Source organism: Streptomyces sp. NPDC044002 (assembly GCF_056434525.1).
In genome coordinates this window covers 116,993-143,024 of sequence record NZ_JBWKEZ010000003.1, presented here as the reverse complement: position 1 = coordinate 143,024, position 26,032 = coordinate 116,993, and the positions used below count along the sequence as shown (strand labels likewise).

The window sequence follows — 26,032 nt, the reverse complement described above, 5'->3', positions numbered from 1 at the left end:
TCTAATGACCGCCGAGCAGTCCAGCCGTGAGCACTTTCGGGTCAGGAGGAACGGTGGAGTACAACCTTGCCGACCTGTTCGAATCGGTCGTGGACGTGGTCCCGGACCGCGAGGCGCTGGTGTACGTCGACCACCCCGGGACCGGCGCCGAGCGCCGCCTGACGTACGCGGAACTGGACGCGGCGGCGAACCGCGTCGGGCACCACCTGCTGGAGCGCGGGCTGCGGCCCGGCGAGCACGTGGGGCTGCACCTCTACAACGGGATCGAGTACCTGCAGACCGTACTGGCCTGCCTCAAGGCCCGCCTGGTGCCGGTGAACGTCAACTACCGGTACGTGGAGGAGGAGCTGGTCTACCTCTACAACGACGCCGACCTCGCGGCGCTCGTCTTCGAGGGCGAGTTCACGGAGCGGGTGGCCGCCGCGCTGCCGCAGACGACGAAGCTGCGCCATCTCCTCCGGGTCGGCCCTGCGCCCGCCGGCGCGCCGGAGCCGGCCGTGGCGCCGGTCGCGTACGAGGACGCCGAGGCGGCCGGGTCCCCGGAGCGCGGCTTCCCGGAGCGCAGCCCCGACGACCTGTTCATCATCTACACCGGCGGCACGACCGGGATGCCCAAGGGCGTCATGTGGCGGGCCGAGGACCTGTTCTTCGCGGGGCTGTTCGGCGGGGAGCCCTCGGGCGAGCCGGTGAAGCGGCCGGAAGAGCTGGCCGAGCGGGTCGCGGCGCGCGGCGCCGGACTCACCTTCTTCCCCGCTCCCCCGCTGATGCACGGCACGTCGACGCTCACCTCGTTCATCGCCTTCAACTACGGCCAGCGGGTGGTCATCCACCGCAAGTACGCCCCCGAGGAGGTGCTGCGCACCATAGAGAAGGAGAAGGTGTCGAGCGTCTCGCTGGTCGGCGACGCGATGCTGCGGCCGCTGATCGACGCCCTGAACGGCCCGCTCAAGGGGACGGACCTGTCATCGCTGTTCAGCGTCTCCTCCTCGGGGGCGATCATGTCGGAGACCGTCCGCGCCGAGTTCCAGCGCCTGGTGCCGGGAGTCCTGCTGCTGAACAACTTCGGCTCGTCCGAGTCCGGTTCCAACGGGCGGGCGACGGACGACTCGGGCCCGGAGAAGGGGTTCCGGCTCCAGGTCAACGACCGTACGCAGGTGGTGGACCCGGTGACGCACGAGCCGGTGGCCGTCGGCGTCCCCGGGCGTCTCGCGCAGCGCGGGCACGTGCCCCTCGGCTACTACAACGACCCCGTGAAGACGGCGGAGACCTTCTTCCGGAAGGGCGCCGAGCGCTGGGTGCTGCTCGGCGACATGGCGACGGTCGACGAGGAGGGCATCGTCACCGTGCTGGGGCGCGGCTCGCAGTGCATCAACAGCGGCGGGGAGAAGGTCTACCCGGAGGAGGTCGAGCAGGCGCTGAAGTCGCACCCGGACGTGTACGACGCCCTGGTGGCCGGCGTCCCGGACGCGACGTGGGGCAGCCACGTGGCCGCGGTGGTGCAGGTGCGGGAAGGCGCGCCGGAGCCGACGCTGGAGGAGATCCAGCGCCACTGCCGGACGCGGCTGGCCGGCTACAAGATCCCGCGCCAGCTGGTGATCACACCGGCGGTGCAGCGCTCCCCCAGCGGGAAGGCGGACTACCGCTGGGCGAAGGCGGTGGCGACGGAGGCCGACGCGGGGGCGTGACCGCCGCCCGGACCCGAGGGCCGCCGCCGGGCCGCGGGCTCAGGCCCTCCAGCGGGGGGCCTCGTCGTCCGGGGTGTCGGGACTCGCGAAGTGGAACGGTACTCGGAGGCGGGCGGCCAGGGCCTCTCCGGCGCGCTCGGCAACCACCGCCGACGGATGCCGCGCACCGCGGTCCGCCCCCTCCCCCAGGTGCCGTTCGGCCGCACCCCAGGGGATGGTGGCCAGCACGTGCTCGGCGTCGGGGTCCTCGGCCACGGCCAGCAGGACGACGAACCAGTCGTGGACGGTGTCCCCGTCCCAGATCGCCTCGATCGCCACGACACGGCCGACGACACCGTCGGCGCGAAGTGCCAGCGACTCGGGGTCGAGGGGGCTGTCCGGCTCGCGGGCGACCCTGTCGCCGTAGTGGGCGTAGCGGTCACCGACGATGAGCTGGGCCGTGCCCACCCCCACTCCGTCGCGGACGAAGCCGACGTCCACCAGGACCCGGACCGCCGCGAGCATGGAGTCCTGGAGGACGTACCCGTCGACCTGTTCGCGGATCCCGGCAGGGAGCCCTTCCCACCACGCCGTACGCGCGTCCACGTTCTTCGCGATCGGCTTCCTGGTCATACGGCCCCCGCCCTCGTCCGCCGCGGCCCCCGCCCCGGGACCGCATCCGCGATGCTACGCCGCCGCACGTGCGTGGCGGCGAGGGTCCCGAGCGGGCCTCAAGCGGCCCCCGGCCGGGTCAGGCCCCGGTGGCCAGGAAGCGTTCCACGCGGGCCGCGAACCGGTCGGCGTCGTCGAGCCAGGGGAAGTGCGCGGCGCCGTGCTGGACGTCGGAGGTTCCGCGCGGCAGGAGGCCGGCGAGTGCGGCGGCCACGGCGACGGTCGGGTACCCGTCCAGCTCCCCCGCCAGGACCAGCGTCTCGCCTTCGAAGCGGCGCAGCGCCTCGCGGGTGGCGGGCGGGTCGAACGCCCCGGGGCCGGCGAAGACGAGGGCGGCGGCCTGGTTGCGCTCGCCGTCGCTCGCGGCGAGGTGGGCGCGCGCCCGGTCGTCCCAGCGGCCGTAGGCGAGGACCATCGCCTGGCGCCGGTCCTCCGGGGAGGGGTCGCCGCCGGCCGCCCACAGCCGTTCGTAGGCGGCGATGGCCGTGTCGTAGGGCTCCCGGCCCGCCCGGGACCGGACCGCTGCCAGGCTCTCCTCGGGGGTCGGCCCGAGGTCCACGGCCCATGCGGTCGGGGTGACGAGGACCAGGCGGCGGACGCGTCCGGGGTGCGCGGCGGCGTACAGCAGGGCGAGGTTGCCGGCGGCGGAGTGGGCCAGCACGTCCATGCGTTCCAGGCCCAGGTGCAGGCGGAGCGCCTCGACGTCGGCGACCTGGTGGTCGGCGCGGTACGTGGACTCGTCGGCCGGCGCCGCGGAGTCGCCGGTGCCGCGCAGGTCGAGGAGGATGAGCCGGCGGCCCGCGGAGAGCCCGCCGAGGTCCCCCAGGTAGCGGGAGGCCCGCATGGCGCCGCCGGGGAGGCAGACGAGCGGTTCGCCCTCGCCCTCCACGTGGTAGGCGAGTTCGGTTCCGTCATAGGTGGTGAATACAGGCATGCGGGCCATCAGATCAGACGATCACTCGTTCGAGTCATTGATTTACCCGGCGGGGTCCGGCAATCTACCGAATGAACGTTCGGTTGGCCTGTGGCGGTACGACTCTCGACGACGGCGTCGATGACGATGGCGATGAGGTGGCGGCGATGACGGCGCGTGCAGATCTTGAGGACCTCGGGGATGTCCAGGACGAGGGCGAGCGGCTGAGCCCCGACGAGCTCGCGGCGCTCCAGCTGAAGCGGCTGCGGGCGACCCTGCACCGGGCCTACGACCGCGTGGCCTTCTACCGGCAGGCGTTCGACAAGGCGGGTGTCCATCCCGACGACTGCCGTTCGCTGGCCGACCTGTCCCTCTTCCCGCTCACCACCAAGGCGGACCTGCGGGACCAGTACCCCTTCGGGATGTTCGCCGTGCCGCGCGCGGACGTGCGCCGCATCCACGCCTCCAGCGGCACCACGGGCCGCCCGACGGTGGTGGGATACACCGACGGGGACCTGGCCACCTGGGCCGATGTCGTGGCCCGGTCGCTGCGCGCGGCCGGCGCCCGGCCGGGGCACATCGTGCACGTCGCGTACGGGTACGGCCTGTTCACCGGGGGCCTGGGCGCCCACTACGGGGCGGAGCGGCTGGGGTGCACGGTGGTGCCCGCCTCCGGGGGCATGACGGACCGCCAGGTCAGGCTGATCCAGGACTTCCGCCCCGAGGTCATCATGGTGACCCCCTCCTACATGCTCACCCTGCTGGACGAGATGGAGCGCCAGGGCATCGACCCGCGCCGGACCTCGCTGCGCACCGGCGTCTTCGGCGCCGAGCCCTGGACCGAGGAGATGCGGCGGGAGATCGAGGACCGGCTGGACATCGACGCCGTGGACATATACGGCCTGTCCGAGGTGATCGGACCGGGCGTGGCGCAGGAGTTCGCCTCGCACAAGGACGGCCTGCACATCTGGGAGGACCACTTCTACCCCGAGGTCGTCGATCCGCTGACCGGGGCGGTGCTGCCGGACGGGCAGCCCGGGGAGCTGGTGTTCACCTCCCTCACCAAGGAGGCCATGCCGGTCATCCGCTACCGCACCCGGGACCTGACGCGACTGCTGCCGGGGACGGCCCGGCCGGCCTTCCGCCGGATGGAGAAGGTGACCGGCCGCAGCGACGACATGATCATCCTGCGCGGGGTGAACCTCTACCCGACCCAGATCGAGGAGATACTCCTGCGCATCCCGGGCCTCGCCCCGCACTTCCAGCTGCGGCTGACCCGGGAGGGCCGTCTCGACGCGCTCACCGTGCGGGTGGAGGCGCGCCGGGAGGCCGGCTCCGAGAGGCGGCGGGCGGCGGCCGCGGAGCTGGTGCGGGCGGTCAAGGAGTCCGTGGGCGTGTCCGTCGCCGTCGAGGTGGTGGAACCGGAGAGCCTGGAGCGCTCGGTCGGCAAGATCAAGCGGGTTCGGGACCTCCGGGAGCCGCACTCCTCCTGAGCGGGCCGGTCCACACCGGCGGGCGGTCGAAACCACCCGTTCGGGCCCATTCCGGCACCGCTTCCGGGAGCGGCCGGGCCCGTCCGGGTAGGGGATCAAGTGTGACCTCGACCCTCCGGCGCCTCCACGACCGGCTCCTGGGCTCCCCGGCCGGCCTGGCCTGGAGCCGCGGCCGGGAGATCGAGCTGATGCACCGGGCGATGGGCTTCGCCGCCCTGGGCTTCCTCACCCTGGTGCCGCTGCTGGTGGTCGTGGCGGCGGCCGCGCCCGGCAGCGGTTCCAACTTCGGCCGCTGGCTGGGCCAGGCCCTCGGGGTGACGGCGTCCTCGCGGGCCCGGGTGGAGATGCTGTTCGGGGCGGCGGACCTGGCGCTGGAGCGGACCACCGCCTTCGGCCTGGCGGCCCTCGCGGTGTTCGGGCTGACCTTCGGCTCCGCCGTGCAGACCGGCTACGAGAAGGTGTGGGACCTGCCCACGGCCCGCTGGCACACCATGTGGCGGCACGTCGTGTGGCTGGCGCTGCTGGTCTGCTACCTCGGGCTGCTGGTGGGGATCCCCGCCCCGGACGACAGCGTGGCGGGCACCGTGGTGGGGACCTTCAGCGACACCGTCGGGACCTGCCTGTTCTTCTGGAGCTCCGGGCGGCTCCTGCTGGGCGGCCGGGTCCGCTGGCGGGCGCTGCTGCCCGGCGCGGTGGCGACGAGCCTCGGGCTGCTGGGCCTGCGCGTCTTCTCCCAGCTGGTGTTCTCCCCGCTGATCGCCTCGAACGCCGTCACCTACGGGCCGTTCGGGACGCTGCTGGTGGTGCAGTCCTGGCTCGTCGGCGTCGGCTTCGTGGTCTACGGCGGGGCCATGGTCGGCCGCCTCGTCCACGAGCACCTGACCCTGCGCCGGCTGCGCGCGGACGGGGTCCTGCCGCCCGCGGACGGGCACGGGGAGGGCCACGGGGAGGGACACGGGCACGCCGGCGGTCCCGGGCGGCAGTGACGGGCCGGCGGTGCCTCGGGCGGCGGTGCCTCAGCCGGTCCCGAAGCGGTCGCGGAGTTCGCGCTTGAGGATCTTGCCGCTGGCGTTGCGCGGCAGGACGTCCACGAACAGCACCCGCTTGGGCGCCTTGAAGTGCGCCAGCCGCTCCCGGGCGTAGGCCATCAGCTCCGCCTCGGTGACCTCCCCGCGGGGCACGACCACCGCCGTGACGGCCTCGATCCACCTCTCGTCGGGCAGCCCGACCACCGCCGCCTCGGCCACCCCGGGGTGGGTGTAGAGCACGTCCTCCACCTGCCGGGACGCCACCAGCACCCCGCCCGAGTTGATGACGTCCTTCACCCGGTCGACGACGGTGAAGTACCCGTCGGCGTCCCGTACCGCCAGGTCGCCGGAGCGGAACCAGCCGTCCCGGAAGGCCTTCCGGGTGGCCCCGGGGTCGTTCCAGTAGCCCAGGCAGAGCTGCGGGGAACGGTAGACGACCTCCCCCGCCGTGCCGTCGGGGACGTCCGCGCCCTCCTCGTCCACGACCCGGGCCTCCACGTGCCGCACGGGCCGCCCGCACGACTCCATCCGCCCCTCGTGCTCCCCGGGCCCCAGGACGGTGGCCAGCGGGCCGATCTCGCTCTGCCCGAAGCAGTTGTAGAAGCCCAGCCCTGGCAGCCGGGCCCGGAGCCGTTCCAGGACCGGGACCGGCATGACCGAGGCCCCGTAGTAGGCCTTGCGCAGGGCGCCGAGCTCCCGCTGCCCGAACTGCGGGTGGTTGGCCAGCGCGATCCACACCGTGGGCGGCGCGAAGAGGCTGTCGGCCCGGCCGGCCTCCACCAGGTCGAAGACCTCCTCGGCGACCGGCGCGTCCAGGATCGTGTTCTGCGCGCCGACCGCCAGGTAGGGCAGCAGGAAGACGTGCATCTGCGCCGAGTGGTACAGCGGCAGCGAGTGGACGGGCCGGTCGGCCTCCCCCAGGTCCAGGGCCTCGATCGCGCTCTCGTACTCGTGGGCCAGCGCCCGGTGGGTCATCATCGCGCCCTTGGGCAGGGCCGTGGTGCCCGAGGTGTAGAGGAGCTGCACGACGGCGTCCGGATCGCCGGCGGGCTCGTACGCCAGCGGCTCGGACAGCTCGGACAGGAAGGACCCCGGCGCGTCGCGCAGCGCCCGTACGGGGTGGCCGTCGGGGACCCGCGCCGTCAGGTCCGGGTCGGCGAGGACCAGGGCGCCGGCGCAGTCGCCGAGGATGTGCGCGAGGTCCTCGCCGGTGAGGTTCTGGTTGACGGGGACGTGGGTGAGGCCGGCCCGGGCGCAGGCGAGGAACGCGATCAGGTAGGCGTCGGAGTTGTGCGCGAAGGCCGCGACCCGGTCCCCCGCGGCCAGCCCGTACCGCTGCCTCAGCACGGCCGCGCCGGTGGAGACGGCCGTGTCGAGTTCCCCGTACGTCCAGCTCCGCTCCCGGTAGCGGATGGCGACCCGGTCGGGGGCGCGCCGTGCGCTGTCCCGTACGAGCCCGTCGACCGTCTTGTTCCGCACTGCCGTCATGGGCGCGATCCTCGCCCCGGCGCGCTCCCCGGTCAATATCGCCGCGCCCGCTACGGGCTGACGGCGAGGAAGAGGTAGGCGGCGAGCAGGACGAGGTGGACGCCGCCCTGGAGCAGGGTGGCGCGGCCCGGGACGATCGTCAGGGCGCCGACGACCACGGTCAGGGCGAGCAGCACCATGTGGAGCGGCGCGAGGCCCAGCACCAGCGGACCGGTCAGCCAGACGGAGGCGAGGGCGATGGCGGGGATGGTCAGGCCGATGCTGGCGATGGCGGAGCCGTAGGCCAGGTTGAGGCTGGTCTGGACGCGGTTGCGGCGGGCGGCCCGGACGGCGGCGAGGGTCTCGGGGGCCAGCACCAGCAGGGCGATGATCACGCCGACGACGGCGTGCGGCAGTCCGGCGTCGGAGACGCCCTTCTCGATGGTCGGGGAGACGGCCTTGGCGTTGCCGACGACCGCGACGAGGGCGACGAAGAGCAGGCCGAGGCTGATGAGGGCGGCTCGGGCGGTGGGGGGTTCGGCGTGGTCGTCGTCGCCGTTGCCGGAGCCCGGGCCGGTGCTCCCGGTGTCCACGGGCAGGAAGTAGTCGCGGTGGCGGACCGTCTGGACGGCGATGAACAGCCCGTAGAGGGCGAGGGAGGCGACGGCGGCGAAGGTCAGCTGGGCGGAGGAGAACTCGGGGCCGGGCTTGCTGGTGGTGAAGGTCGGCAGCACCAGGCTCAGCACGGCCAGGGTCGCTACGGTGGCCAGGGCGGCTCCGGAGCCTTCGGCGTTGAAGACGGCGACCCGGTTGCGCAGGGCGCCCACGAGCAGGGACAGGCCGACGATGCCGTTGCAGGTGATCATCACGGCGGCGAAGACGGTGTCCCGGGCGAGGGAGGTGGTCTTGTCGCCGCCATCGGCCATCAGGGTGACGATCAGGGCCACTTCGATGACGGTGACGGCGACGGCGAGGACCAGCGAGCCGAAGGGTTCGCCGACCCGGTGGGCGACGACCTCGGCGTGGTGCACGGCCGCGAGGACCGCCCCCGCGAGGCAGAGGGCGACCAGGGCCACGGCGAAGCCGGGCAGGTCGCGCCCCCAGCTGAACACGAGCGCGACGAGCGCCACCACGGGGACCAGGAGGGTCCAGTCGGTCAGGGGGGATCTGCGCGTTGCCGTACTCATGCCCCCACGCTGCCACGGGCCGTGGTCCGCCGCGCGACCGCCGGCACGGGCCGGCCGCGGCCCCTGCGCGGGGGCCGCGGCCGGTCGACGCCAAGTCGGGCGGACTACCAGTAGATGACGGCGTACCCGCCGCCGCTGCCGATCGACGTCCCTCCCCGGCCGCCGGACGCGGTGCCACTGCCACCGCCCGCAGCACCGAACCCGCCGGTGGCGGCGTCCTCGGGCAGGGCGATGATCCCGTCCACGGCACCACCGCCGAAGTTGTCGACCGCGGACTTCCCGGTCCTGGTCACGCCGCCGGTGCGGCAGGTGGCCGTGCCGCCGGTGCCGGGCGTGCCGTCCGCTCCGTCGACGGTGGTCCCGCCACCGCCGCCACCGCCGCCGCCACCACCGCCGGCGGTGACCACGATGTCGCCCTGGGGCGAGGCCAGCGTGGTGGCGGTGCCCGCCGTGCCCGGGTTGCCTGCGGCGCCGGGGCCTCCGCTCGTGCCACCGGCGCCTCCGGTACCGCCGGTGCCGCCGTCGCCGAGGACGACCACGTACGACTGCCCCGGCTTCACCGGGACGGCGCACCACGCGAGGCCGCCACCGCCGCCGCCACCACCGGTGCCACCGGAACCGACGTTGGTGCCGCTGCCGCCGCCACCGCCACCGCCGCCACCGCCGCCGGCACCCCAGGCCTGGATGAACACCGAGGTGACGCCGGGCGGGGGATAGAAGGTCCCGTCGTTGGTGAACTCCTGCACTCCGTGCAGCGGGTACTTCGGCTTCGGCTTCGGCCGCGGCTCCTCGGCCCCGGGGGGCGGACCGTCCTCGCTGCGGGGGTGTTCGCCCCGGGAGGGGTCGTCCTGGCCCGGCGGCGGTTCCAGCAGGCTCCGGATGTCGGCGACACGGGGCGCGCGGTCGCCGTCCGCCAGGGCCGGCGGGGACAGGACCAGCAGCTGGCCGGTGACGGCCGCCGCCGTGAGGGCCGCGACGCCCAGGGCCCGGCACCGGGAGCGGCGGCAGGTGGTACTCGCGTTCATGACTTCCTTATCTCCCCGGCCGCGCACGGCCGGAGGAGTGCGTGAGAGTGGCAGGGGAAACCGGACGCGAAGGTCCGCCCCTCCATCTCACCGGTGCCCTCGCACACCCGCCGCAGGCGCCGCCGCCCCTTCCCCCGACCGGCCCCCTGGGTTGCACCGGTCGGACCACGCGGTCATACGACCTGGTCGCGGCCCTCCCAGTAGGGGTCGCGCAGCCGGCGCTTGTAGAGCTTGCCGTTGGGGTCGCGGGGCATCGTCCCGATGAAGTCGACGGACTTGGGCCGCTTGTAGCCGGCGAGCCGCCGTTCGCAGTGGTGCAGGATCTCGGCGGCCAGCGCGTCGCCCGCCTCGAAGCCCTCGGCGGGTTCGATGACGGCCTTGACCTCCTCGCCCCAGGAATCGTGGGGTATGCCGAAGGCGGCGGCGTCGGCGACGGCCGGGTGGGTGAGCAGGGCGGACTCGATCTCGGCCGGGTAGATGTTCACCCCGCCCGAGATGATCATGTCGATCTTGCGGTCGCGGAGGAAGAGGTACCCCTCCTCGTCGAGCAGGCCGAGGTCGCCGACGGTGAAGAAGTCCCCGATGCGGTTCTTGCGGGTCTTGCCCTCGTCCTTGTGGTAACTGAAGCCGCCGGTGTTCATCTTGATGTAGACGGTGCCCAGTTCCCCGGCGGGCAGCCGGTTGCCGTCGTCGTCGAAGACCGCGAGCTCGCTGATGGGCCAGGCCCGGCCGACCGTGCCCGGCTTCTTCAGCCAGTCCTCGGCGGTGGCGAAGGCCCCGCCGCCCTCGCTGGCCGCGTAGTACTCCTCCACGCACCGGCCCCACCAGTCGATCATCGCCCGTTTGACGTGGTCGGGGCAGGGGGCGGCGCCGTGGATGGCGTGCCGCATCGAGGAGACGTCGTAGGCGTCCTTCGTCTCCTGCGGGAGCGCGAGGAGGCGGTGGAACTGGGTGGGGACCATGTGCGTGTGGGTGCAGGCGTGGCGGTCGATCAGGCGCAGCATCTCCTCCGGCCCCCACTTGTCCATCAGCACCAGCGGGTGCCCGATGTGCAGGGACGCGCCGGCGAACTGGAGCACGGCCGTGTGGTAGAGCGGCGAGCAGACCAGGTGGACGTTGCCGTCGGCGGGTCGGATGCCGAAGATGCCGAGGAATCCGCCGAGGTACGTCTCCTCCGGGAGCTTGCCGGGCAGCGGGCGGCGGATGCCGCGGGGGCGGCCGGTGGTGCCGGAGGTGTAGTTCATGACCCAGCCGAGGGTGCGGTCGGCGGGCGGTTCGCCGCTCTGCCCGTCGAGGAGTCCGGCGTACGGGCGGAAGCCGGGGACCGCTCCGACGGCGTAGCGCCGGCCGGGGTCGAGCCCGGCCTCCTCGGCGGCGGCGGTGGCGGCGTCGGCGAAGCGCTCGTGGGCGATGAGGACCTTGGCGCCGGAGTCGGAGACGATCCAGGCGATCTCGGGGCCGACGAGGTGGTGGTTGACGGGGACCAGGTAGAAGCCGGCCTGGGAGGCGGCGAGGTAGGCGGTGAAGAACTCGACGCCGTTGGGCAGGACGACGGCGAAGGCGTCCCCCTTCTCCAGTCCGGCGGCGCGCAGGCCGTGGACGAGGCGGTTGACGTCGGCGTGCAGCCGGCCGGCGGACCACTCCTCGCCCTCGGGGGTGACGAGGACGGTGCGGGCGGGGTCGGCGGCGGCCTGCGCCCAGAAGCCGTTGGGGAGCTGGTCACTCATGCGGGTCACACCTCTCGGGACCGGCCGGCGATACGGGTGATGCGGTCGATGGCGCGCTCGAAGCCGCTCGTGAGCTCGTCGAACACGGCCTGGACGCTGCGTTCGCTGTTCATCCGGCCGACGATCTGGCCCACGGGGGTGCCGAGCAGCGGCTGGACCTCGTACTTCTGGATCCGGGAGACGGCCTCGGCGACGAGCAGGCCCTGGAGCGGCATGGGGAGGGCGCCGGGCCCCTCCGGGTCGTCCCAGGCGTCGGTCCACTCGGTGCGCAGCTGGCGGGCGGGTTTGCCGGTGAGGGCGCGGGAGCGGACGGTGTCGCCGGAGCCGGCGGCGAGGAGCTTCTCGGTGAGGGCGCGGGAGTGCAGGTCGGCCTCGGTGGTGGTGAGCCAGAGGGAGCCGAGCCAGACGCCCTGGGCGCCGAGGGCGAGTCCGGCGGCGATCTGCTCGCCGCCGCCGATGCCGCCGGCGGCGAGGACGGGGAGCGGGGCGACGGCTTCGGCGATCTCGGGGACGAGGACCATGGTGGCGATGTCGCCGGTGTGGCCGCCGGCCTCGTAGCCCTGGGCGACGACGACGTCGATGCCGGCCTCGGCGTGGCGGCGGGCGTGTTTGGCGCTGCCGGCGAGGGCGGCGACGAGGACGCCGTTGTCGTGGGCGCGGGCGATGACGTCGGCGGGCGGGGAACCGAGGGCGTTCGCCAGGAGTTTGACGGGGTAGTCGAAGGCGACGTCGAGCTGGTCGCGGGCGACCCGCTCCATCCAGCCGGTGATCCGCCAGCCGGAGGCCTCGCCGTCGGGGAGTTCGGGTACGTGGTGCTTGGCGAGGGTGTCGCGGACGAAGGCGCGGTGTCCGGCGGGGATCATCGCCTCGATGTCGGCCTCGCTGACGCCGTCGACGGCCTTCTTGGCGGGCATGACGACGTCGAGGCCGTAGGGCTTGCCGCCGGTGTGCTCCTGCATCCAGTCGAGGTCGCGCCGGAGGTCGTCGGGAGCGGTGTAGCGGACGGCGCCGAGCACGCCGAATCCGCCCGCGCGGGTGATGGCCGCGGCGACCGCCGGGAAGGGCGTGAAGCCGAAGATGGCGTGCTCGACTCCCAGTTTCTTGCTCAGCTCCGTCTCCATGGGCGTGAGGATGCCGCAGGGTGGCGGCCGAGGGAAGAGATTTTCTGATGCAGTGTCAGATTCTTGCGGGCGGGCCGGTGCGGAGGGTCCCCGGCGGGCGGGCAGAAACCCAGTAGCGTTCCGGGGCGGACAGGAGGGCCGGTCATGGTGGAGGCGACGGGGGCGGAGACAGGGGCGGAGGAGCCCGGGGCGGATGCCGGGCACGGCCGGCAGGCCCCGCCCGCAAGCGCGGGCGGGGGGCTGAGCCGCAGGCGGCTCGGGGCGCGGCTGCTGGCGCTGGGCGGGGTGCTCGTGCTGCACGCGGCGCTGCCGGGGCCGCCCGCGGGCGCGGCCGAGCGGCGGGCCCTGCAGGGGCTGCGGCTGCGGTACGGGTCGGCGCGGCAGGCCGGGCTGCTGGAGGGGCACCTGGAGGGGGTCGCGGAGGAGGCCCGGCGCTTCCTCGGGCCCTCCCCCGAGCACCCGTACTACGCCGGGGCCGTGGTGCTGGCGGGGCGCGGCCGGACCGTCGCCCTGCACCGGGCGATGGGGTACGCGGTGCGGTACGCCGACTACGACGGCCGCGCCGACCGGCCGGCGGAGTTCCCGGCGGCCGAGCGGATCGCCATGGCCGAGGACACCGTCTTCGACCTGGCCTCCCTCAGCAAGCTGTTCACCTCCATCCTGGCGGTGCAGCAGATGGAGCGGGGCCGGCTGGAGCTGGAGGCGCCGGTGGACCGGTACCTGCCGGAGTTCACCGGGGGCGGCAAGGAGCAGGTCACGGTCCGCCAGCTGCTCACGCACACCTCGGGGCTGCGCTCGTGGGCGCCGTTCTACCAGGAGTCCACCCGGGAGGGGCAGTTGCGGCTGCTGTGGTCGGTGCGGCCGCAGGACACCCCGGGCACGGTGTACCGCTACTCGGACCTGAACCTGATCGCGCTCCAGCTGCTCCTGGAACGGATCACCGGCCGCACTCTGGACGTCCTGCTCCGCGACGAGATCACCGCTCCGCTCGGGATGCACCGCACTCGCTACAACCCGCCCCTCTCCTGGCGCCGCGTCACCGCCGCCACCGAGGTGCAGCGCCCGCCCTGGTCGGGCCTGGACCGGGGGCTGGTGTGGGGCGCGGTCCACGACGAGAACGCGTACGCCCTCGGCGGGGTCGCGGGCCACGCGGGCGTGTTCGGCACCGCCTGGGACCTCGCGGTCCTCTCCCGCGCCCTGCTCGACGGCGGGGTCTACGCGGGCCGGCGCATCCTGCGCCCCGCCTCCGTCGAGCTGCTCTTCACCGACTACAACACCGCCTTCCCCGGTGACGACCACGGCCTCGGCTTCGAGCTCTACCAGCACTGGTACATGGGCGCCCTGGCCACCCCGCACTCCGCCGGGCACACCGGCTTCACCGGCACCTCCCTGGTGCTGGACCCCTCCACCGACTCCTTCCTGGTCCTGCTCGGCAACTCCGTCCACCCCGTGCGGACCTGGCGGGCCGGCAGCGCGCCCCGGGTCGCCACCGGCAACCGCTTCGCCCGGGCCGTGCCGGTGCGTACGAAGCACGGTGGCGCGGCCTGGTTCTCCGGCATGGAGACCGGCGGCTCGGGCACCCTCACCCTGCCTCCGCTGACCCCCGCGACGGCGCGCGCCCGGCTGCGCTGCGCGGTGTGGTGGGACACGGTGCCCGGCGCGGGGGCCTTCCACCTGGAGGCCTCCGCGGACGGGACCGCCTGGGAGCCCGTCCCGTTCAGCACGGTGCGCAGTACCGGCGGCGCCCCGGAGGAGTGGCCGGCGGGCTCGGCCGGCGGCTGGTCGGGCCGCGTCTGGCACCTCCTCGAAGCCCCGCTGCCCGCCTGGTCGCAGGGCCGCGAGGTCCGGCTCCGCTTCCGCCACGCCTCGACCGGCCGTTACGTGGGGCGCGGGGTGTACGTGGACGTGCTGCGGGTCGCCGAGCCGGCCCGGCTGCTGTTCTCGGAGGACCGTCCGGCGGACGCGTCCCGCGTCGAGGCCGCGGGCTGGACCCGCTCGGCGGACTGACCGGCTTCAGGCGGCCCGGCCCTCCAGCCGGTCCCGGAGCTCCTCCAGGTCGGTGAGGAACCAGGTCTGGCTGCCGCGGTTGCATTCGCGGACGAAGTCACGCAGGGCCTCGCTGCCGTCCGTGTGGCGGGAGATGTCGCCGAGGACGACGAGGCCGACGCGGTAGGTGACGAACTTCTGGACGACGTCCCCGGCGATCCGGGTGCGCAGCCGGAAGAAGTCCTCGGCGAAGCGTCCGGCCGGCACGACCACCCACCGGGCGCCCTGCCAGGCGGCGTTGCCCACCAGGTCGAGGACGTCCCGTTCGCCCCCGATCCGCTCGCCGTCGGGGGCGCACATCAGAACGGGCACGTCGTGGATGGTCTGCAGGATGCTCATGCCGACCGACGCTAGGTCCTGTCCGGGCCCGGGTCGACCCGTTTTCGGGCGGCCCGGGTGCTACGCCCCCGCGCGTCGGTCCCGGTAGAGGTCGCGGAGCAGGGCGATCTCGGCGCCGTGGTGGAGGACCTCCTGGTTGACCCACCACGCGATCTCGACGAACGGCTCCTCCGCGTCGCCGCCGTGCGGGTAGGTGCAGTACCCCACGGTGTCGAGCGCGGCCTCGTCGACGCTCAGCAGTGCCCCGCGCCAGGCGTCGGCGGCCTTCGCGAAGGCGGCGACGGCTCCGTCGGCGTCGCCGGTGACGGGGTGGTCGTCACGGGTGAGGCTGCGGGTGCCGGCCGTGTGGTCGGCGCGCAGGGTCAGCATCTCCGTGAGGTGGCTCAGGCGCCAGGCGAGGGTGGTGAAGGGCGGCGGCCAGGGGTGCGGGTAGGTGGCTGCGTCGCGGCCCCACGCGCCGTCGGGGGCGCCGGCCAGGAGCGTCGCGCGGGCCCCCGGGCCCCGCGTGCGCGGCCGCACCGACCAGCAGTCCGCCACCGGTTCCCAGAGGTACTCCTCGTCGGTCAGGGGCACCACCCGGGTGTCGGTGCCGTCGCCGCTGTCCATCACGGGACCCGCCAGCCGGCCGGTCAGCCGGGCGGCCGCGAAGTCGAACTGCCGTATCAGCGGGACGAGTCGGGGCGCGTCGCTCACTGCCCCTCCCGGATCAGGCAGAAGGGGTGGCCCGCCGGGTCGGCGTAGACGCGCCAGCCCTCGGCGTCGCGGGTGTCGTCGAGCAGCGCGGCGCCGAGGGCGAGCACCTGCTCCTGGGCGCGGCCGAGGTCGGCGACGGCGAGGTCCAGGTGGGCCTGCTGGGGGTGGGCGGGGTCGGGCCACTTCGGCGGGCGGTGGTCGGTGACCTGCTGGAAGCAGAGGACGGCCCCGGAGGGGGTGTGGAGCGTGGCCCAGTGGGCGTCCAGGGTCCAGCGCCGGTCGGGCCGGTTGACCTCGCCGCCGAGCAACTGCCCGTAGAACTCGGCGAGATTGAGCGGTTCGGGACAGTCGAGTACCACGCACTGCAGTTCGGCGATCATGCCGGGATCCTAGGGGATGGCCGGTCGCGGGTCAGGCGAGATTTTGCGGACGTCCCTAGGCCCGGGCGAGTGCGGCGTCGAGCATCCGGCGGGCGGCGGCGGTCAGTTCGGCCTGGTCCGGGGCCGGGCGGGAGTGGGCGAGGGCGCCCGCCAGGCGGTCGTAGAGCAGGCCGTCGGTCCAGGCGGCCAGGAGTTCGGCGGACTCGGCGGGGCGGGGTGCGCCGAGGGCCGCGAGGACGGCGGCCGCGCGGGCGCGGGCGGCGAGGCCCGCCTGACGGAGCGCCGGCTCCAGTTCCGGGTTGCGGGCGGCCTCCAGGCTGAGTTCGAAGCGGGCCAGCTGCCGTTCGCGCCCCCGCGTCAGCCACTCGTGCAGCAGCGCCCCGAGCATCCGTGCGGCGGCGTCCCGGTCCGCCGGGGCCGGCGGGGGGCCGGCAGCTCCTTCGCCGTCGAGGTCGGCGAGGTCCAGTTCGGCCAGCCGCCGGTAGCAGGCGCCGATGAGCGCGGTCCGGGTGCGGAAGTAGTACGAGGTGCTGCCCGCCGGGAGCGCGGCGGCGCCGTCGACGGCCCGGTGCGTGAGGCCCCGCAGGCCGCCGGCCGCGACGAGGGCGATGGCCGTGTCCGCGATGAGCGTCCGGCGGTCGGCGGCGGGGGGCGGGGTTTCCGGGGTGGACATGCCCCCACTCTACAGCTGTAGAGTGCAGAGCGAACGACCCTCTACAGACGTAGAGGGTCCCTCGATCAGCAGGAGGCCGTGCCATGCCCGAAACCCAGCGCCACGCCGTCGTCGCCGGTGCCGGGATCGGCGGTCTGACCGCCGCCCTGGCCCTGCACCGCCAGGGGTGGCGGGTCACCGTGTGCGAGCGGGCGGCCGCCCCGACCGCCGTCGGCGCGGGCATCGTCCTCGCCCCCAACGCCCTGCGCGCGTTCGACGCGATCGGCTTCGACGCCACCCGCGCGGCGGGCCGCGCCGTCCCGGCCTCGATGGGCGTGCGCCGCCCCGGCGGCAGCCGGCTGACCCGCGCCGACACCGCCGCGCTCGCCGCCCGCTACGGCCGGCCCCCGCTCGCCGTCCACCGCGCGGACCTCACCGCCGCGCTCGCGGCGGCGCTGCCCGACGGCGCCCTGCTGTACGGGGCGGCGGTCACCGCCGTCGAGGAGGACGGCGGCCGCGCGGTGGCCCGTACCGCCGCCGGGGACTTCGACGCCGACGCCGTCATAGCGGCCGACGGCATCCACAGCCCGCTGCGCCGCCGCCGCTTCCCGGAACACCCGGGCCTGCACTACAGCGGGGAGACCGCCTGGCGGACCGTGCTCCCGTCGGGCCCGGCCACCGAAGCGGCCGAGACCTGGGGCCGGGGCGAACGCTTCGGGACGGTCCCGCTCGCCGACGGGCGGGTCTACCTGTACGCCACCGCCGTCGTCCCCGAGGGGTACCGGCCCGCGGACGTCCGCACCGAGCTGCTGCGGCGGTTCGGGACCTGGCACGACCCGATCCCCGCCCTGCTGGACCGGATCGACCCGGGGACCGTGCTCCAGCACGACCTGTACGACCTGGCCGCACCGCTCCCCCGGCTGCACGACGGCCGCACCGCGTGGATCGGGGACGCCGCGCACGCCATGACGCCCAACCTCGGCCAGGGCGGCTGCCAGGCCGTCGAGGACGCCGTCGTCCTGGCGCACCTGCTCCGCGGCCCCGACGTACCCGCCGCCCTCGCCGCCTACACCCGGGCCAGGCTCGCCCGTACCGACGCCATCCGGATCCGGGCCCGCCGGATGGGCCGGGTGGCCGCCCTCACCCACCCGCTGGCCGTGGCCGCCCGCGACCTCGCCTTCCGGGCCACCCCCGCGAGCGCGACCCGGCGCGCGCTCGACGACCTCTTCGACGGATTCACCCTTCCGGGCGAGCCGGCCGGGAATGCGGGCCGCGGCCCGGGGCGTTGAGGCGGGTCATCGAGGGCTTGGACCGCCACGGACGAAAGCAGGCCGGGATGACGACCGACATCGACTGGGAGAACCCCGCCGACCCCAAGCCGGGGAGCTGGCAGCGGGACCACGTCAGGCTGTACGTGGAGTCCGGCGGCGCCGAGGGCCAGTTCTGGCGAGGCACCCAGACCCTGCTGCTGACCACGGTGGGCCGGGTCTCCGGCAACCCGGTCCGCACGCCCCTGATCTACGGCGAGGCCGGGGGCCGCTACCTCGTGGTCGCCTCCAAGGGCGGCGACGCGGACCACCCGCTCTGGTACCGCAACCTGAGCGCGCGCCCCGACGTCCGCATCCAGGTCGGCCCGGAGATCATCCAGGGCAACGCCCGCACCGCGACCGCCGCGGAGCGGGAGGCGTACTGGCCCGTGATGGTCGGGCACTGGCCCGCGTACGACGACTACCAGGCCAAGACGGACCGCGAGATCCCCGTCGTGGTCATCGAGCCCGTCTGACGGGGCGCCGCCCCAGGCGCCGGGGGCGGCGCTCAGCGCCGCTCCAGGACCGCCATCGCCGCGTTGTGCCCCGGGATGCCGCTGACCCCGCCGCCGCGGACCGCCCCCGCTCCGCACAGCAGGACGTTGCGGTGGGCGGTCTCCACGCCCCAACGCCCCGCCTCCTGCCCGTCCGCGTACGGCCAGGACAGGTCCCGGTGGAAGATGTGCCCGCCGGGCAGCCGCAGTTCGCGCTCCAGGTCCGGCGGGGTCTTGGCCTCGATGCAGGGGCGGCCGTCCCCGTCGAAGGCCAGGCAGTCGGTGAGCGGCTCGGCCAGGTGGGCGTCGAGCTGGGCCAGAGTGGCGGTCAGCAGCACCTCGCGGGCCTGCCGGTTGTCCTTCTCGAAGAGCCGGGCCGGGGTGTGCAGCCCGAAGAGGGTGAGCGTCTGGTAGCCCTGCCCGGCGAGTTCGGGGCCGAGGATCGAGGGGTCGGCCAGCGAGTGGCAGTAGATCTCCGAGGGCGGGACGGACGGCAGTTCCCCGGCGGCCGCCTCACCGTGGGCGCGCCTGAGCTGCTCATACCCCTCGGCGATGTGGAAGGTGCCGCCGAAGGCCTCGCGGGGGTCCGCGGAGGTGTCGCGCAGCCGGGGCAGCCGGCTCAGCAGCATGTTGACCTTGAACTGGGCGCCCTCCGGGGCGGGGCCGCCCTCGGCCGGGTCCTCGCCGAGGAGTTCGGCCAGGGCCCGCGGGGAGGCGTTGACCAGGACGTCGCGCCCGACGACGGCGCCCTCGCCCGTCGCCGTCCGGAAGGTGACCTCGGCCGGGCCGGTCCCGTCGGTGTGGATGCGCAGCGCCTCGTGGCCGGTGGCGATCTCCGCGCCGGCCGCCAGGGCGGCCTCGGCGAGGGCGTCGGTCAGGGCTCCCATGCCCCCGACGGGCACGTCCCAGTCGCCGGTGCCGCCGCCGATGACGTGGTAGAGGAAGCAGCGGTTCTGGACGAGTGAGGGGTCGTCGGCGTCGGCGAAGGTGCCGATCAGGCCGTCGGTGAGGACCACGCCCCGGACCAGGTCGTCGGCGAAGCGCTCCTCCACCGCCCGGCCGAGCGGCTCCTCGAACAGCATCCGCCAGGCCGGCTCGTCGTCGATGCGGGCCCGCAGTTCCGCGCGGGTGGGCAGCGGTTCGGTGAGGGTGGGGAAGACCTTGCGGGCGAGCTTGCCGGTGGTCCCGTAGAAGGCGCGCCAGGCCTCGTACTCCCGGTCGGAGCCGGTCAGTTCCGCGAAGGACCGCCGGGTGCGGTCCTCGCCGCCGCCGACGAGGAGCCCGCCGGGGCGGCCGTCGCGCTCGTAGGGGGTGTACGAGGAGACCGTGCGCCGACGCACCTCGAACCGCAGGCCCAGGTCGCGGACGATCTTCGCGGGGAGCAGCGAGACGAGGTAGGAGTAGCGGGAGAGGCGGGCGTCGACGCCGGCGAAGGGCCGGGTGGAGACGGCGGCGCCGCCGGTGTGGCCGAGCCGTTCGAGGACCAGTACCGAGCGGCCCGCTCCGGCCAGGTAGGCGGCGGCGACGAGGCCGTTGTGGCCGCCTCCCACGATCACCGCGTCGTACACGTCCTGCGCGAAGCCCCGGGAGCCTGAGTTGGCGGTCATGGCTCTTGGTAGCACACCTGGCCGAGCCGCTCCAGACAGTGCGCCTCGTCGGCGTGGGCGAGCACCGTGTCGGGGTGCTCGTCGCCGAGGGAGCGTTCGCGGATGCCGGACAGGTCCCGGTATATGGGCAGCGCCTCGTCCCAGCGGCCGAGCCGGCCGAGGCCCACGGCGAGTTCCCGGCGGCTGACCAGGGTGTCGGGGTGTTCGGCGCCCAGGGCCTTGGCGCGGAGCCGGCCGACCTCGCGGGCCTCGGCGACGGCCTCCTCCCAGCGTTCGAGGCGGCCCAGGTTGACGCCGACGACGTGCCGGGCGCGCAGGGTCTCCGGGTCGCAGGCGCCGTAGGCCCGGGTGCGGTCGCGGACCAGGGACCGGAACAGGTCGAGGGCCTCGGCTGCGCGGCCGGTGCGGCCGAGGGCGATGCCGGTCTCGTAGCGGGCGGCGAGGGCGTCGGGGTGGTCGCGGCCGAGTACGCGCTCCCGTGCGGCGGCGACCTGGCGGAAGCCGGTCAGGGCCTCCTGCCAGCGGCCGAGGCGGCCCAGGGAGTACGCGGCCTCGTAGCGGCTGTGGAGGGTGTCGGCGTGCTCGGCGCCGAGGACGGCGGCGCGGTCGGCGGCCACCTCGGCGGCGGTCGCGTGGGCCTCGGCGTGCCGGCCGAGGGCGCTCAGGGCGCAGGCGAGGCTGTGGCGGCAGCGCAGGGTGTCGGGGTGGAGCGGGCCGGTGGTGCGGACGCGGGCGGCGAGGACGGCGCGGTACATCTCGTACGCCTCCCCGTGCCGGCCGAGGCGTCCCAGTTCGTACGCCTCCTCCTGGCGGGCGGCGAGGGTCTCGGCGTGGTCGGGGCCGAGCACCCGGGCCCGGCCCTGGGCGACGGCCACGTACACGGCGAGGGCCTCCTCGGGCCGGCCGGCGCGGCTGAGGGCGAACGCGCGGGTGTGCCCGGCGGCGAGCGCGTCGGGCTCTCCCGCGGCAGGGGTGCGCGGCGCGAGCCCGTAGGCGGCGGTGAGCCGGGGGTCCTCGGCGGGGGCCGGCCGGGTGATGCGGTGTTCCCCGGAGGCGGAGGCGGCGGCGGAGGCGGAGGCGGCGGCGGAGGCGGAGGCCGAGGCGGCGGCGGAAGCCGAGGCGGAGCCGGCGGCCGGGCGGGCGGCCGTCCAGGAGCCGGTGAGCAGGGCCCACTCCCCGCTGGCGGGGCGGGCGTCCACGCCGGCCTTGCGCCCGGCGGTCATCCCCTCGGCCCAGGCGGGCAGCGGGGGCTGCGCGGCGGGCCGCCCGCCGGGCCCGAACCGGGCCTCGACCAGGCGCCGGTGCAGGTGGCGGGCGTCGCCGGGCCGGTCCTCGGGGCGCTTGGCCAGCAGGTCCAGCACGAGCTGCTCGAAGTAGCCGGGCAGTTCGGGCCGGTGCTCGCGCAGCGGTACGGGCGCGGTGTCGCGGTGGCCGACCAGCACGGACCAGGAGTCGCCGAGGTCGAAGGGCGGGGCACCGGTCGCGATCTCGTAGAGGACGCAGCCGAGGGAGTAGAGGTCGCTGCGGTGGTCGACCTCGCCGCCCGCGATCTGCTCGGGCGACATGTAGTGCGGGGTGCCCATGGCCATGCCGCCGCCGGTCAGCTTGGCGGTGAAGCCGATGTCGTGGGCCAGGCGGGCGATGCCGAAGTCGCAGATCTTCACCGTGCCGTCGGTGAGCCGCATGATGTTGGCGGGCTTGAGGTCCCGGTGGACGACGCCCTGGTCGTGGGTGTAGCCGAGGGCGGCGGCCATCTGTTCGGCGATGTCGAGGACGACGTCGACGGGGAGCGGGCGCGCCTCGTTCTCCTCCATGAGCTGGCTGAGGTTGCGGCCCTCCAGGAGTTCCATGACGAGGTAGAGGGGGCCGCCGGAGGCGCTGTCGTCGCCGAAGTCGTGCACGACGGTGACGCCCCGGTGCTGGAGCGAGGCGGCGACCCGCGCCTCGCGCCGGAAGCGTTCGCGCAGGACCTGGGTGAAGTGGGCGTCCTGTTCGGCGCCGACCGGCTTGAGGCACTTCACGGCGACCTGCCGGCCCAGCGACTCGTCGCGGGCGCGCCACACCTCGCCCATGCCGCCGCGCCCGATCAGATCGAGTGACCGGTACCGGCCCTGGATCAGTCTGGACTCCGCCATGTCTTAAAGCCGCCCCCGTCGTCGTGCCGCGCCCTCCCCGGCCGGTCCAGTATGGCCGCTGATTTTCGCAGTGTGTACGCGGAGGGGCGGCTGCCGGGCCCCAGTCGGCGCATCGCTTTCAAGATGTGACCTGGAGGCAGCTGCCAGCGTAGACCTGCGGGAATGGTGCGCAGCACGCGACCCGTGAGACGCAGGCGGCGGGTGACCGCGCGCGGGGGCGGTGCGGGGCGTCCGTACAGCTGGTGCGCCCAGCCCGGCAGGGTCGCGTAGGCGAGCCCGACGAGGGGTCTCCACAACAGGTTTCGGCCAGGGACGAGGTACGGGGGTACGGGCGGGGCGCGCAGGAAGTCGTCGACGGCGCGGGCGTCGGGCCCGGCGGCGAGGAGGGGGCGGACCTCGTCGAAGTACGCGGCGAGGGCGCCGGCGGTGGCGGGCACGGCCTCCGGGTCGAGTCCGACGAGGCGGGCGCTGGTCCGGTTCTCGTCCACGTACCGGTCGGCCTGGGCGGGGGTGAGGGGGACGCCCGATCGGCGCAGTACGTGCAGGAAGCTGTCGATCTGGGCGCAGTGCACCCACAGCAGCAGGGCGGGGTCGTCGACGGGGAAGGGCTCCCCGGTGTCCGGGTCGGTGGCGGACAGCGCCCGGTGGACGGCGCGGACCCGGGCCCCGGCCCGTTCCGCGGCCCCGGCCGTGCCGTAGGTGAGGGTGCCGACGAAGTCGGCGGTGCGCAGCAGGCGGCCCCAGGCGTCGCCGCGGCCCTGCTCGCCGTCGAAGGCGGTGGAGTTCTGCAGGACGGCGCGGACGGCGCGCGGGTGCAGGGCCTGGAGGTAGAGCGCGCGGACCCCGGCGATCCACATGACCGGGTCGCCGTGGCACTGCCAGGTGACGGACCCGGGGCCGTAGAGCCCGGGGCCGGCGTCCTCCTCGTCGCTCATCGCTGCCTCCCGCCGGGGTTCCTACCCCGGTGGGCGTCAGCTCAGCCGTGAGACGTGGTACTGGCGGATGCGCCAGCCGGCTCCGGTGTGCTGGGCGATGAGCGAGAGGCGGACGGGCAGCGGGGTCCCGGCGGGGTCTCCGGGGGCGGGTGTCCGGAAGGTGACGGTGGCGAAGCCGGCGAGGGCCTCGGCGGCGAGGGGGCGGGAGTGCAGGACCTCGACGGCGGCGGTGGTGCCGGGCGGGACGTTCTCGTAGTAGGTCCGTATCTCCGCGCGGCCGTTCAGCAGCCGGGGGGACAGCCCTTGGAAGAGGGCGTCCTCGGCGAAGAGGGCGACGACGTCGTCCACGCGGCGCCCGTCGAAGGCGGCGCGCCACTCCTCCAGGATGTCCGCCAGTACCCCGTATCCGTTCGACATACGCCCGTTACCTCCGGTTCCATGGTCAATACCTTGTTAAGACACCATGTTGGCAGCCTACGTACCCATACTGGCTACTTTTCCAAGTGCATAATTGGGTCATGCAGGATCATGCAAGGCAGTACCCGGGGGAATGTTGTGAACGTGACGACTCTGCAGAAAAGGGGGGCGGCGTATGCGGTGACGGCCTGACCGTCTACCGCCAGGCCGTGGTGAAGGGGTGTACGCCCAGGGAGGGCGCACCCGCCTGTCTGCTGCGGATGGGGTTGCTGGTCGCCCCGCCGGACGACCCGACCGTCCTCGTGCCCGTGGCACCGGACGTGGCCAAGGCCGAACTGGTCCGGCCCATCGAGGAGTCGCTGGAGCGTCAGCGGCTCGACGCGCACGCCATCGCCGGAAGCTTCGTGCCGGTGGCCGCGATCTACACCGCCGCCAAACGCGAACACACTGGCTGGGCCACCGCGATCGACGGGGAGAAGGTCGTCCACTCCACACTGGCGCACGCGGTCCGCGAGTGCCGGGAGGAGCTGATGACGGTGCAACCGGGCGGCGCGCGCGTCTCCTACGACCTGGACGAACTCGACCACGTCCGCGGCACCGCCCGGCACCGCACCCTCTACCCGCACGCGGTGCGGACCCACGCGTCCACGCTGCGCCACATCGAGCGGCTCACCGAGGCCGGCTGCGAGGTCCGCACCCTCGACCACGTCTTCGACCGCCTCATCGTCATCGACCGTGCCGTCGCCTACGTCCCGGGCCCCGGGGAGGCCCGGACCTCGGTGCTGGAGATCAGGCAGCCCTCCATCGTCTCCTTCCTCGTGCAGGTCTTCGAGGAGGCCTGGGAGCGGGGTTCGACCATCGACCCCGGTGCCTCGCGCACGGTGGAGCCCGACATCGCCGACGAGATCCAGCGGGCCGTGATGCGCCTGCTGGTGGCCGGCTACACGGACGAGGCCATCGCCCGCCGCCTCGGCACCAGCCGGCGGACCGTCGCCGCCCACGTCAGCCGGATCGCCGCCACCCTGCACAGCCGCAGCCGGGCCCAGCTCGGCTACCTCATCGCCACCAGCGGGCTGCTGCCCGTGGACGAGCACGCCGAGACGGACTGCACCCCGCTCTCGGCCTGACCACCGCCCCTTCCGACACCCGCACGCCCGGCCGGGAACCTCCCCGGCCGGGCTCGCCGATCAGGACGCGAGGACCCGGTCCCGGCGCGTGCGCAGCGCCCGTACGCCGGCCACCGCCAGCAGCACCAGGACCAGCAGGGTCGACCAGCCGAGCTGGCCGCGCGCCTCGGGGTCGAAGGCCATCAGCACCAGCACGGCCACGATGCCGGCCGCCGCCAGCCACGACAGGTACGGGAAGCCGCGCATCCGCACCACCAGCAGGTGCGGGGACTCCCGCTCCAGCCGGCGGCGCAGCACCAGGTGGGCGGCCGCGACGGTCAGCCACATGTACAGCATGGAACCGCCCATGGCCTTCGCCAGGAACGGCAGGATCCGCTCCGGCCAGCGGTGGTCGAGGGCGATCGCGACGAAGCCGAAGGCCGCCGACGCCGCGACGGCCAGGCGCGGTGCGCCCCGGGCGGAGGTGCGCAGCAGGGCCTTCGGGGCCTCGCCGCGGGCGGCGAGCGAGTGGGCCATGCGGGAGGCGCCGTACAGGTTGGCGTTCATCGCGGACAGCAGGGCGATGAGCACGACCACCTCGATCAGCCGCCCCGCGCCCGGAATGCCGAGCCGGTCGAGGACGGCGACGTAGGGGCTGCGGCCGGGCGTGGCCGCGTCCCAGGGCAGCAGGGTGACGATCACCGCCATGGAGCCGAGGTAGAAGAGGCTGATCCGCCAGATCGCGCTGCCGACCGCCTTGGTGACGGAGCGGGCGGGGTCGCCGGACTCCGCGGCGGCCATGGTGACGACCTCCATGCCGCCGAAGGCGAAGACCACCGTCAGCAGCCCTGCGACGACGCTGTCCCAGCCCTGCGGGAGGAAGCCGCCGCGGCCGGTCAGGTTGTCCATGCCGGGCGGGTCGACCCCGGGCACGGCCCCGCACAGTGCGGCGACGCCGAGGGCGAGGAAGGCGATGATGGCGGCGACCTTGATGCCCGCGAACCAGAACTCGGCCTCCCCGAAGGAGGAGACCGACAGCATGTTGGACTGGGTGAAGACGGCCAGTGCCACGAGGGCGATCGCCCACTGCGGTACGGCCGGCATCCACTGGTGCAGGATCGTCGCGGCGGCGATCAGCTCGATGGCGATCGCGATGACGGTCACCGCCCAGTACAGCCAGCCCGCGGTGAATCCGGCCCAGCGGCCCAGGGCCCGGTCGGCGTAGACGGAGAACGAGCCGCTGGCGGGCATGGCCGCGGCCAGCTCGCCCAGCATCCGCATGACCAGCAGGGCCAGGGCGGCGGCGAGCGCGTACGACAGGATGATGGCCGGGCCGGCGATGCGCAGGCCGGTCCCGGAGCCGACGAACAGGCCGGCTCCGATGACGCCCCCCAGGGCCAGCATGGTCAGGTGGCGGGGGCGCAGGGCGCCCGCGAGTTCCCCGTCTGCGGGGGCGGGCGCCGTGGGCGTTCGTGGTGTCCGGCGTGGTGTCCGGGTGAGTGGAGCGGGCATGTGCGGTTCCCCCGTGGGCAGAGGTGCGGGGGGGGGGGGGGGGGGGGGGGGGGGACCCCGGCACCCGTGGGGTGAAAGAAAGAGGAGGGGGGGGATGGGGGGGGTTGGGGTG

The 26,032-nt window shown here is 74.5% G+C and carries 23 protein-coding genes; 7 read left to right on the top strand and 16 right to left on the bottom strand.

The window, feature by feature from the left end; all coding sequences use genetic code 11:
* Positions 1–53 precede the first annotated feature (53 nt).
* Positions 54–1,685 carry an acyl-CoA synthetase gene (locus AC07A6_RS03735; RefSeq protein WP_386274182.1) on the top strand — a complete coding sequence of 544 codons (1,632 nt, stop codon included), beginning with the start codon at positions 54–56 and terminating at the stop codon, positions 1,683–1,685.
* Between the two features lie 39 nt (positions 1,686–1,724).
* On the opposite strand, the gene AC07A6_RS03730 is transcribed toward AC07A6_RS03735, so the two are convergent.
* Both AC07A6_RS03730 and AC07A6_RS03725 read right to left on the bottom strand, forming a co-directional pair.
* Positions 1,725–2,297: a hypothetical protein gene (locus AC07A6_RS03730; RefSeq protein WP_478775942.1), complete on the bottom strand. Its 573-nt coding sequence runs from the start codon at positions 2,295–2,297 to the stop codon at positions 1,725–1,727.
* 118 nt (positions 2,298–2,415) lie between these two features.
* Positions 2,416–3,270 (bottom strand): alpha/beta fold hydrolase, encoded by an 855-nt coding sequence (locus tag AC07A6_RS03725; RefSeq protein ID WP_478775941.1) that lies wholly within the window; start codon positions 3,268–3,270, stop codon positions 2,416–2,418.
* Positions 3,271–3,416: 146 nt separating this feature from the next.
* On the opposite strand from AC07A6_RS03725, the gene paaK reads away from it, so the two are divergent.
* Together paaK and AC07A6_RS03715 are read left to right on the top strand one after the other, a co-directional pair.
* Complete coding sequence (gene paaK / locus AC07A6_RS03720; protein ID WP_478775940.1) at positions 3,417–4,742, top strand: phenylacetate--CoA ligase PaaK; 1,326 nt, start codon at positions 3,417–3,419, stop codon at positions 4,740–4,742.
* 101 nt (positions 4,743–4,843) lie between these two features.
* The gene (locus AC07A6_RS03715) at positions 4,844–5,728 is read left to right on the top strand and encodes a YhjD/YihY/BrkB family envelope integrity protein (RefSeq protein WP_478775939.1); all 885 of its coding nucleotides are present in this window, start codon (positions 4,844–4,846) and stop codon (positions 5,726–5,728) included.
* A 30-nt stretch (positions 5,729–5,758) separates the two neighbouring features.
* Here AC07A6_RS03715 and AC07A6_RS03710 read toward each other — a convergent pair whose 3' ends face one another.
* From AC07A6_RS03710 to AC07A6_RS03690, 5 genes are all read right to left on the bottom strand, one after another.
* The gene (locus AC07A6_RS03710) at positions 5,759–7,258 is read right to left on the bottom strand and encodes a fatty acyl-CoA synthetase (RefSeq protein ID WP_478775938.1); all 1,500 of its coding nucleotides are present in this window, start codon (positions 7,256–7,258) and stop codon (positions 5,759–5,761) included.
* Positions 7,259–7,308: 50 nt separating this feature from the next.
* The gene (locus AC07A6_RS03705; protein WP_362467329.1) at positions 7,309–8,424 is read right to left on the bottom strand and encodes a calcium:cation antiporter; all 1,116 of its coding nucleotides are present in this window, start codon (positions 8,422–8,424) and stop codon (positions 7,309–7,311) included.
* A 104-nt stretch (positions 8,425–8,528) separates the two neighbouring features.
* Entirely contained in the window at positions 8,529–9,449 is a 921-nt protein-coding gene (locus tag AC07A6_RS03700) for a hypothetical protein (protein ID WP_478775937.1), read from the bottom strand.
* A 173-nt stretch (positions 9,450–9,622) separates the two neighbouring features.
* Entirely contained in the window at positions 9,623–11,176 is a 1,554-nt protein-coding gene (locus AC07A6_RS03695) for an acyl-CoA synthetase (RefSeq protein ID WP_478775936.1), read from the bottom strand.
* A gap of 5 nt (positions 11,177–11,181) precedes the next feature.
* Positions 11,182–12,297 (bottom strand): nitronate monooxygenase, encoded by a 1,116-nt coding sequence (locus AC07A6_RS03690; protein WP_478775935.1) that lies wholly within the window; start codon positions 12,295–12,297, stop codon positions 11,182–11,184.
* Between the two features lie 144 nt (positions 12,298–12,441).
* Here AC07A6_RS03690 and AC07A6_RS03685 point away from each other — a divergent pair, with 144 nt between their 5' ends.
* Complete coding sequence (locus AC07A6_RS03685) at positions 12,442–14,304, top strand: serine hydrolase domain-containing protein (protein WP_478775934.1); 1,863 nt, start codon at positions 12,442–12,444, stop codon at positions 14,302–14,304.
* A gap of 6 nt (positions 14,305–14,310) precedes the next feature.
* Here AC07A6_RS03685 and AC07A6_RS03680 read toward each other — a convergent pair whose 3' ends face one another.
* Genes AC07A6_RS03680 through AC07A6_RS03665 form a run of 4 tightly spaced genes read right to left on the bottom strand, consistent with a single transcriptional unit; the run spans position 14,311 to position 16,428 of the window.
* Positions 14,311–14,682 carry a DUF4180 domain-containing protein gene (locus AC07A6_RS03680; protein WP_478775933.1) on the bottom strand — a complete coding sequence of 124 codons (372 nt, stop codon included), beginning with the start codon at positions 14,680–14,682 and terminating at the stop codon, positions 14,311–14,313.
* Positions 14,683–14,742: 60 nt separating this feature from the next.
* On the bottom strand, positions 14,743–15,375 hold the full coding sequence (locus AC07A6_RS03675; protein WP_478775932.1) for a DinB family protein: 633 nt from the start codon (positions 15,373–15,375) through the stop codon (positions 14,743–14,745).
* Positions 15,372–15,755 carry a VOC family protein gene (locus AC07A6_RS03670; protein ID WP_478775931.1) on the bottom strand — a complete coding sequence of 128 codons (384 nt, stop codon included), beginning with the start codon at positions 15,753–15,755 and terminating at the stop codon, positions 15,372–15,374. The genes AC07A6_RS03675 and AC07A6_RS03670 overlap by 4 nt, the downstream gene beginning before the upstream one ends.
* Before the next feature lie 55 nt (positions 15,756–15,810).
* Positions 15,811–16,428 (bottom strand): TetR/AcrR family transcriptional regulator, encoded by a 618-nt coding sequence (locus AC07A6_RS03665; protein WP_362464510.1) that lies wholly within the window; start codon positions 16,426–16,428, stop codon positions 15,811–15,813.
* Between the two features lie 83 nt (positions 16,429–16,511).
* Between AC07A6_RS03665 and AC07A6_RS03660 the strand changes: the two genes are divergently transcribed.
* Both AC07A6_RS03660 and AC07A6_RS03655 read left to right on the top strand, forming a co-directional pair.
* Positions 16,512–17,696: an FAD-dependent monooxygenase gene (locus tag AC07A6_RS03660; RefSeq protein WP_478775930.1), complete on the top strand. Its 1,185-nt coding sequence runs from the start codon at positions 16,512–16,514 to the stop codon at positions 17,694–17,696.
* Between the two features lie 47 nt (positions 17,697–17,743).
* Positions 17,744–18,190, top strand: a complete 447-nt coding sequence (locus tag AC07A6_RS03655; protein WP_362464516.1) for a nitroreductase family deazaflavin-dependent oxidoreductase — start codon at positions 17,744–17,746, stop codon at positions 18,188–18,190.
* Between the two features lie 32 nt (positions 18,191–18,222).
* Here AC07A6_RS03655 and AC07A6_RS03650 read toward each other — a convergent pair whose 3' ends face one another.
* From AC07A6_RS03650 to AC07A6_RS03635, 4 genes are read right to left on the bottom strand one after another with little or no spacing between them, the layout of a single operon-like run.
* A complete protein-coding gene (locus tag AC07A6_RS03650; RefSeq protein WP_478775929.1) occupies positions 18,223–19,815 on the bottom strand; it encodes a phytoene desaturase family protein in 1,593 nt (530 codons plus the stop codon).
* Positions 19,812–21,950, bottom strand: coding sequence for a serine/threonine-protein kinase (locus tag AC07A6_RS03645; protein WP_478775928.1), 2,139 nt, complete (start codon positions 21,948–21,950; stop codon positions 19,812–19,814). The genes AC07A6_RS03650 and AC07A6_RS03645 overlap by 4 nt, the downstream gene beginning before the upstream one ends.
* On the bottom strand, positions 21,932–22,885 hold the full coding sequence (locus AC07A6_RS03640; protein WP_478775927.1) for an oxygenase MpaB family protein: 954 nt from the start codon (positions 22,883–22,885) through the stop codon (positions 21,932–21,934). The genes AC07A6_RS03645 and AC07A6_RS03640 overlap by 19 nt, the downstream gene beginning before the upstream one ends.
* 36 nt (positions 22,886–22,921) lie before the next feature.
* A complete protein-coding gene (locus AC07A6_RS03635) occupies positions 22,922–23,302 on the bottom strand; it encodes an SgcJ/EcaC family oxidoreductase (RefSeq protein ID WP_362464528.1) in 381 nt (126 codons plus the stop codon).
* A 260-nt stretch (positions 23,303–23,562) separates the two neighbouring features.
* Here AC07A6_RS03635 and AC07A6_RS03630 point away from each other — a divergent pair, with 260 nt between their 5' ends.
* Positions 23,563–24,429 carry a helix-turn-helix transcriptional regulator gene (locus AC07A6_RS03630; RefSeq protein ID WP_478775926.1) on the top strand — a complete coding sequence of 289 codons (867 nt, stop codon included), beginning with the start codon at positions 23,563–23,565 and terminating at the stop codon, positions 24,427–24,429.
* 60 nt (positions 24,430–24,489) lie between these two features.
* Here the strand turns inward: AC07A6_RS03630 and AC07A6_RS03625 are convergent, their stop codons facing one another.
* Positions 24,490–25,920 carry an amino acid permease gene (locus tag AC07A6_RS03625; protein ID WP_362464535.1) on the bottom strand — a complete coding sequence of 477 codons (1,431 nt, stop codon included), beginning with the start codon at positions 25,918–25,920 and terminating at the stop codon, positions 24,490–24,492.
* Between the last annotated feature and the right edge of the window lie 112 nt (positions 25,921–26,032).

What these genes read in the sequence shown, in the direction of transcription:
- AC07A6_RS03730 (WP_478775942.1), bottom strand. Translation starts at nt 2,297, where the DNA reads ATGACCAGGAAGCCGATCGCGAAGAACGTGGACGCGCGTACGGCGTGG.
- AC07A6_RS03725 (WP_478775941.1), bottom strand. Translation starts at nt 3,270, where the DNA reads ATGCCTGTATTCACCACCTATGACGGAACCGAACTCGCCTACCACGTG.
- paaK (WP_478775940.1), top strand. Translation starts at nt 3,417, where the DNA reads ATGACGGCGCGTGCAGATCTTGAGGACCTCGGGGATGTCCAGGACGAG.
- AC07A6_RS03710 (WP_478775938.1), bottom strand. Translation starts at nt 7,258, where the DNA reads ATGACGGCAGTGCGGAACAAGACGGTCGACGGGCTCGTACGGGACAGC.
- AC07A6_RS03705 (WP_362467329.1), bottom strand. Translation starts at nt 8,424, where the DNA reads ATGAGTACGGCAACGCGCAGATCCCCCCTGACCGACTGGACCCTCCTG.
- AC07A6_RS03700 (WP_478775937.1), bottom strand. Translation starts at nt 9,449, where the DNA reads ATGAACGCGAGTACCACCTGCCGCCGCTCCCGGTGCCGGGCCCTGGGC.
- AC07A6_RS03695 (WP_478775936.1), bottom strand. Translation starts at nt 11,176, where the DNA reads ATGAGTGACCAGCTCCCCAACGGCTTCTGGGCGCAGGCCGCCGCCGAC.
- AC07A6_RS03690 (WP_478775935.1), bottom strand. Translation starts at nt 12,297, where the DNA reads ATGGAGACGGAGCTGAGCAAGAAACTGGGAGTCGAGCACGCCATCTTC.
- AC07A6_RS03685 (WP_478775934.1), top strand. Translation starts at nt 12,442, where the DNA reads ATGGTGGAGGCGACGGGGGCGGAGACAGGGGCGGAGGAGCCCGGGGCG.
- AC07A6_RS03680 (WP_478775933.1), bottom strand. Translation starts at nt 14,682, where the DNA reads ATGAGCATCCTGCAGACCATCCACGACGTGCCCGTTCTGATGTGCGCC.
- AC07A6_RS03670 (WP_478775931.1), bottom strand. Translation starts at nt 15,755, where the DNA reads ATGATCGCCGAACTGCAGTGCGTGGTACTCGACTGTCCCGAACCGCTC.
- AC07A6_RS03665 (WP_362464510.1), bottom strand. Translation starts at nt 16,428, where the DNA reads ATGTCCACCCCGGAAACCCCGCCCCCCGCCGCCGACCGCCGGACGCTC.
- AC07A6_RS03660 (WP_478775930.1), top strand. Translation starts at nt 16,512, where the DNA reads ATGCCCGAAACCCAGCGCCACGCCGTCGTCGCCGGTGCCGGGATCGGC.
- AC07A6_RS03655 (WP_362464516.1), top strand. Translation starts at nt 17,744, where the DNA reads ATGACGACCGACATCGACTGGGAGAACCCCGCCGACCCCAAGCCGGGG.
- AC07A6_RS03650 (WP_478775929.1), bottom strand. Translation starts at nt 19,815, where the DNA reads ATGACCGCCAACTCAGGCTCCCGGGGCTTCGCGCAGGACGTGTACGAC.
- AC07A6_RS03645 (WP_478775928.1), bottom strand. Translation starts at nt 21,950, where the DNA reads ATGGCGGAGTCCAGACTGATCCAGGGCCGGTACCGGTCACTCGATCTG.
- AC07A6_RS03640 (WP_478775927.1), bottom strand. Translation starts at nt 22,885, where the DNA reads ATGAGCGACGAGGAGGACGCCGGCCCCGGGCTCTACGGCCCCGGGTCC.
- AC07A6_RS03635 (WP_362464528.1), bottom strand. Translation starts at nt 23,302, where the DNA reads ATGTCGAACGGATACGGGGTACTGGCGGACATCCTGGAGGAGTGGCGC.
- AC07A6_RS03630 (WP_478775926.1), top strand. Translation starts at nt 23,563, where the DNA reads ATGGGGTTGCTGGTCGCCCCGCCGGACGACCCGACCGTCCTCGTGCCC.
- AC07A6_RS03625 (WP_362464535.1), bottom strand. Translation starts at nt 25,920, where the DNA reads ATGCCCGCTCCACTCACCCGGACACCACGCCGGACACCACGAACGCCC.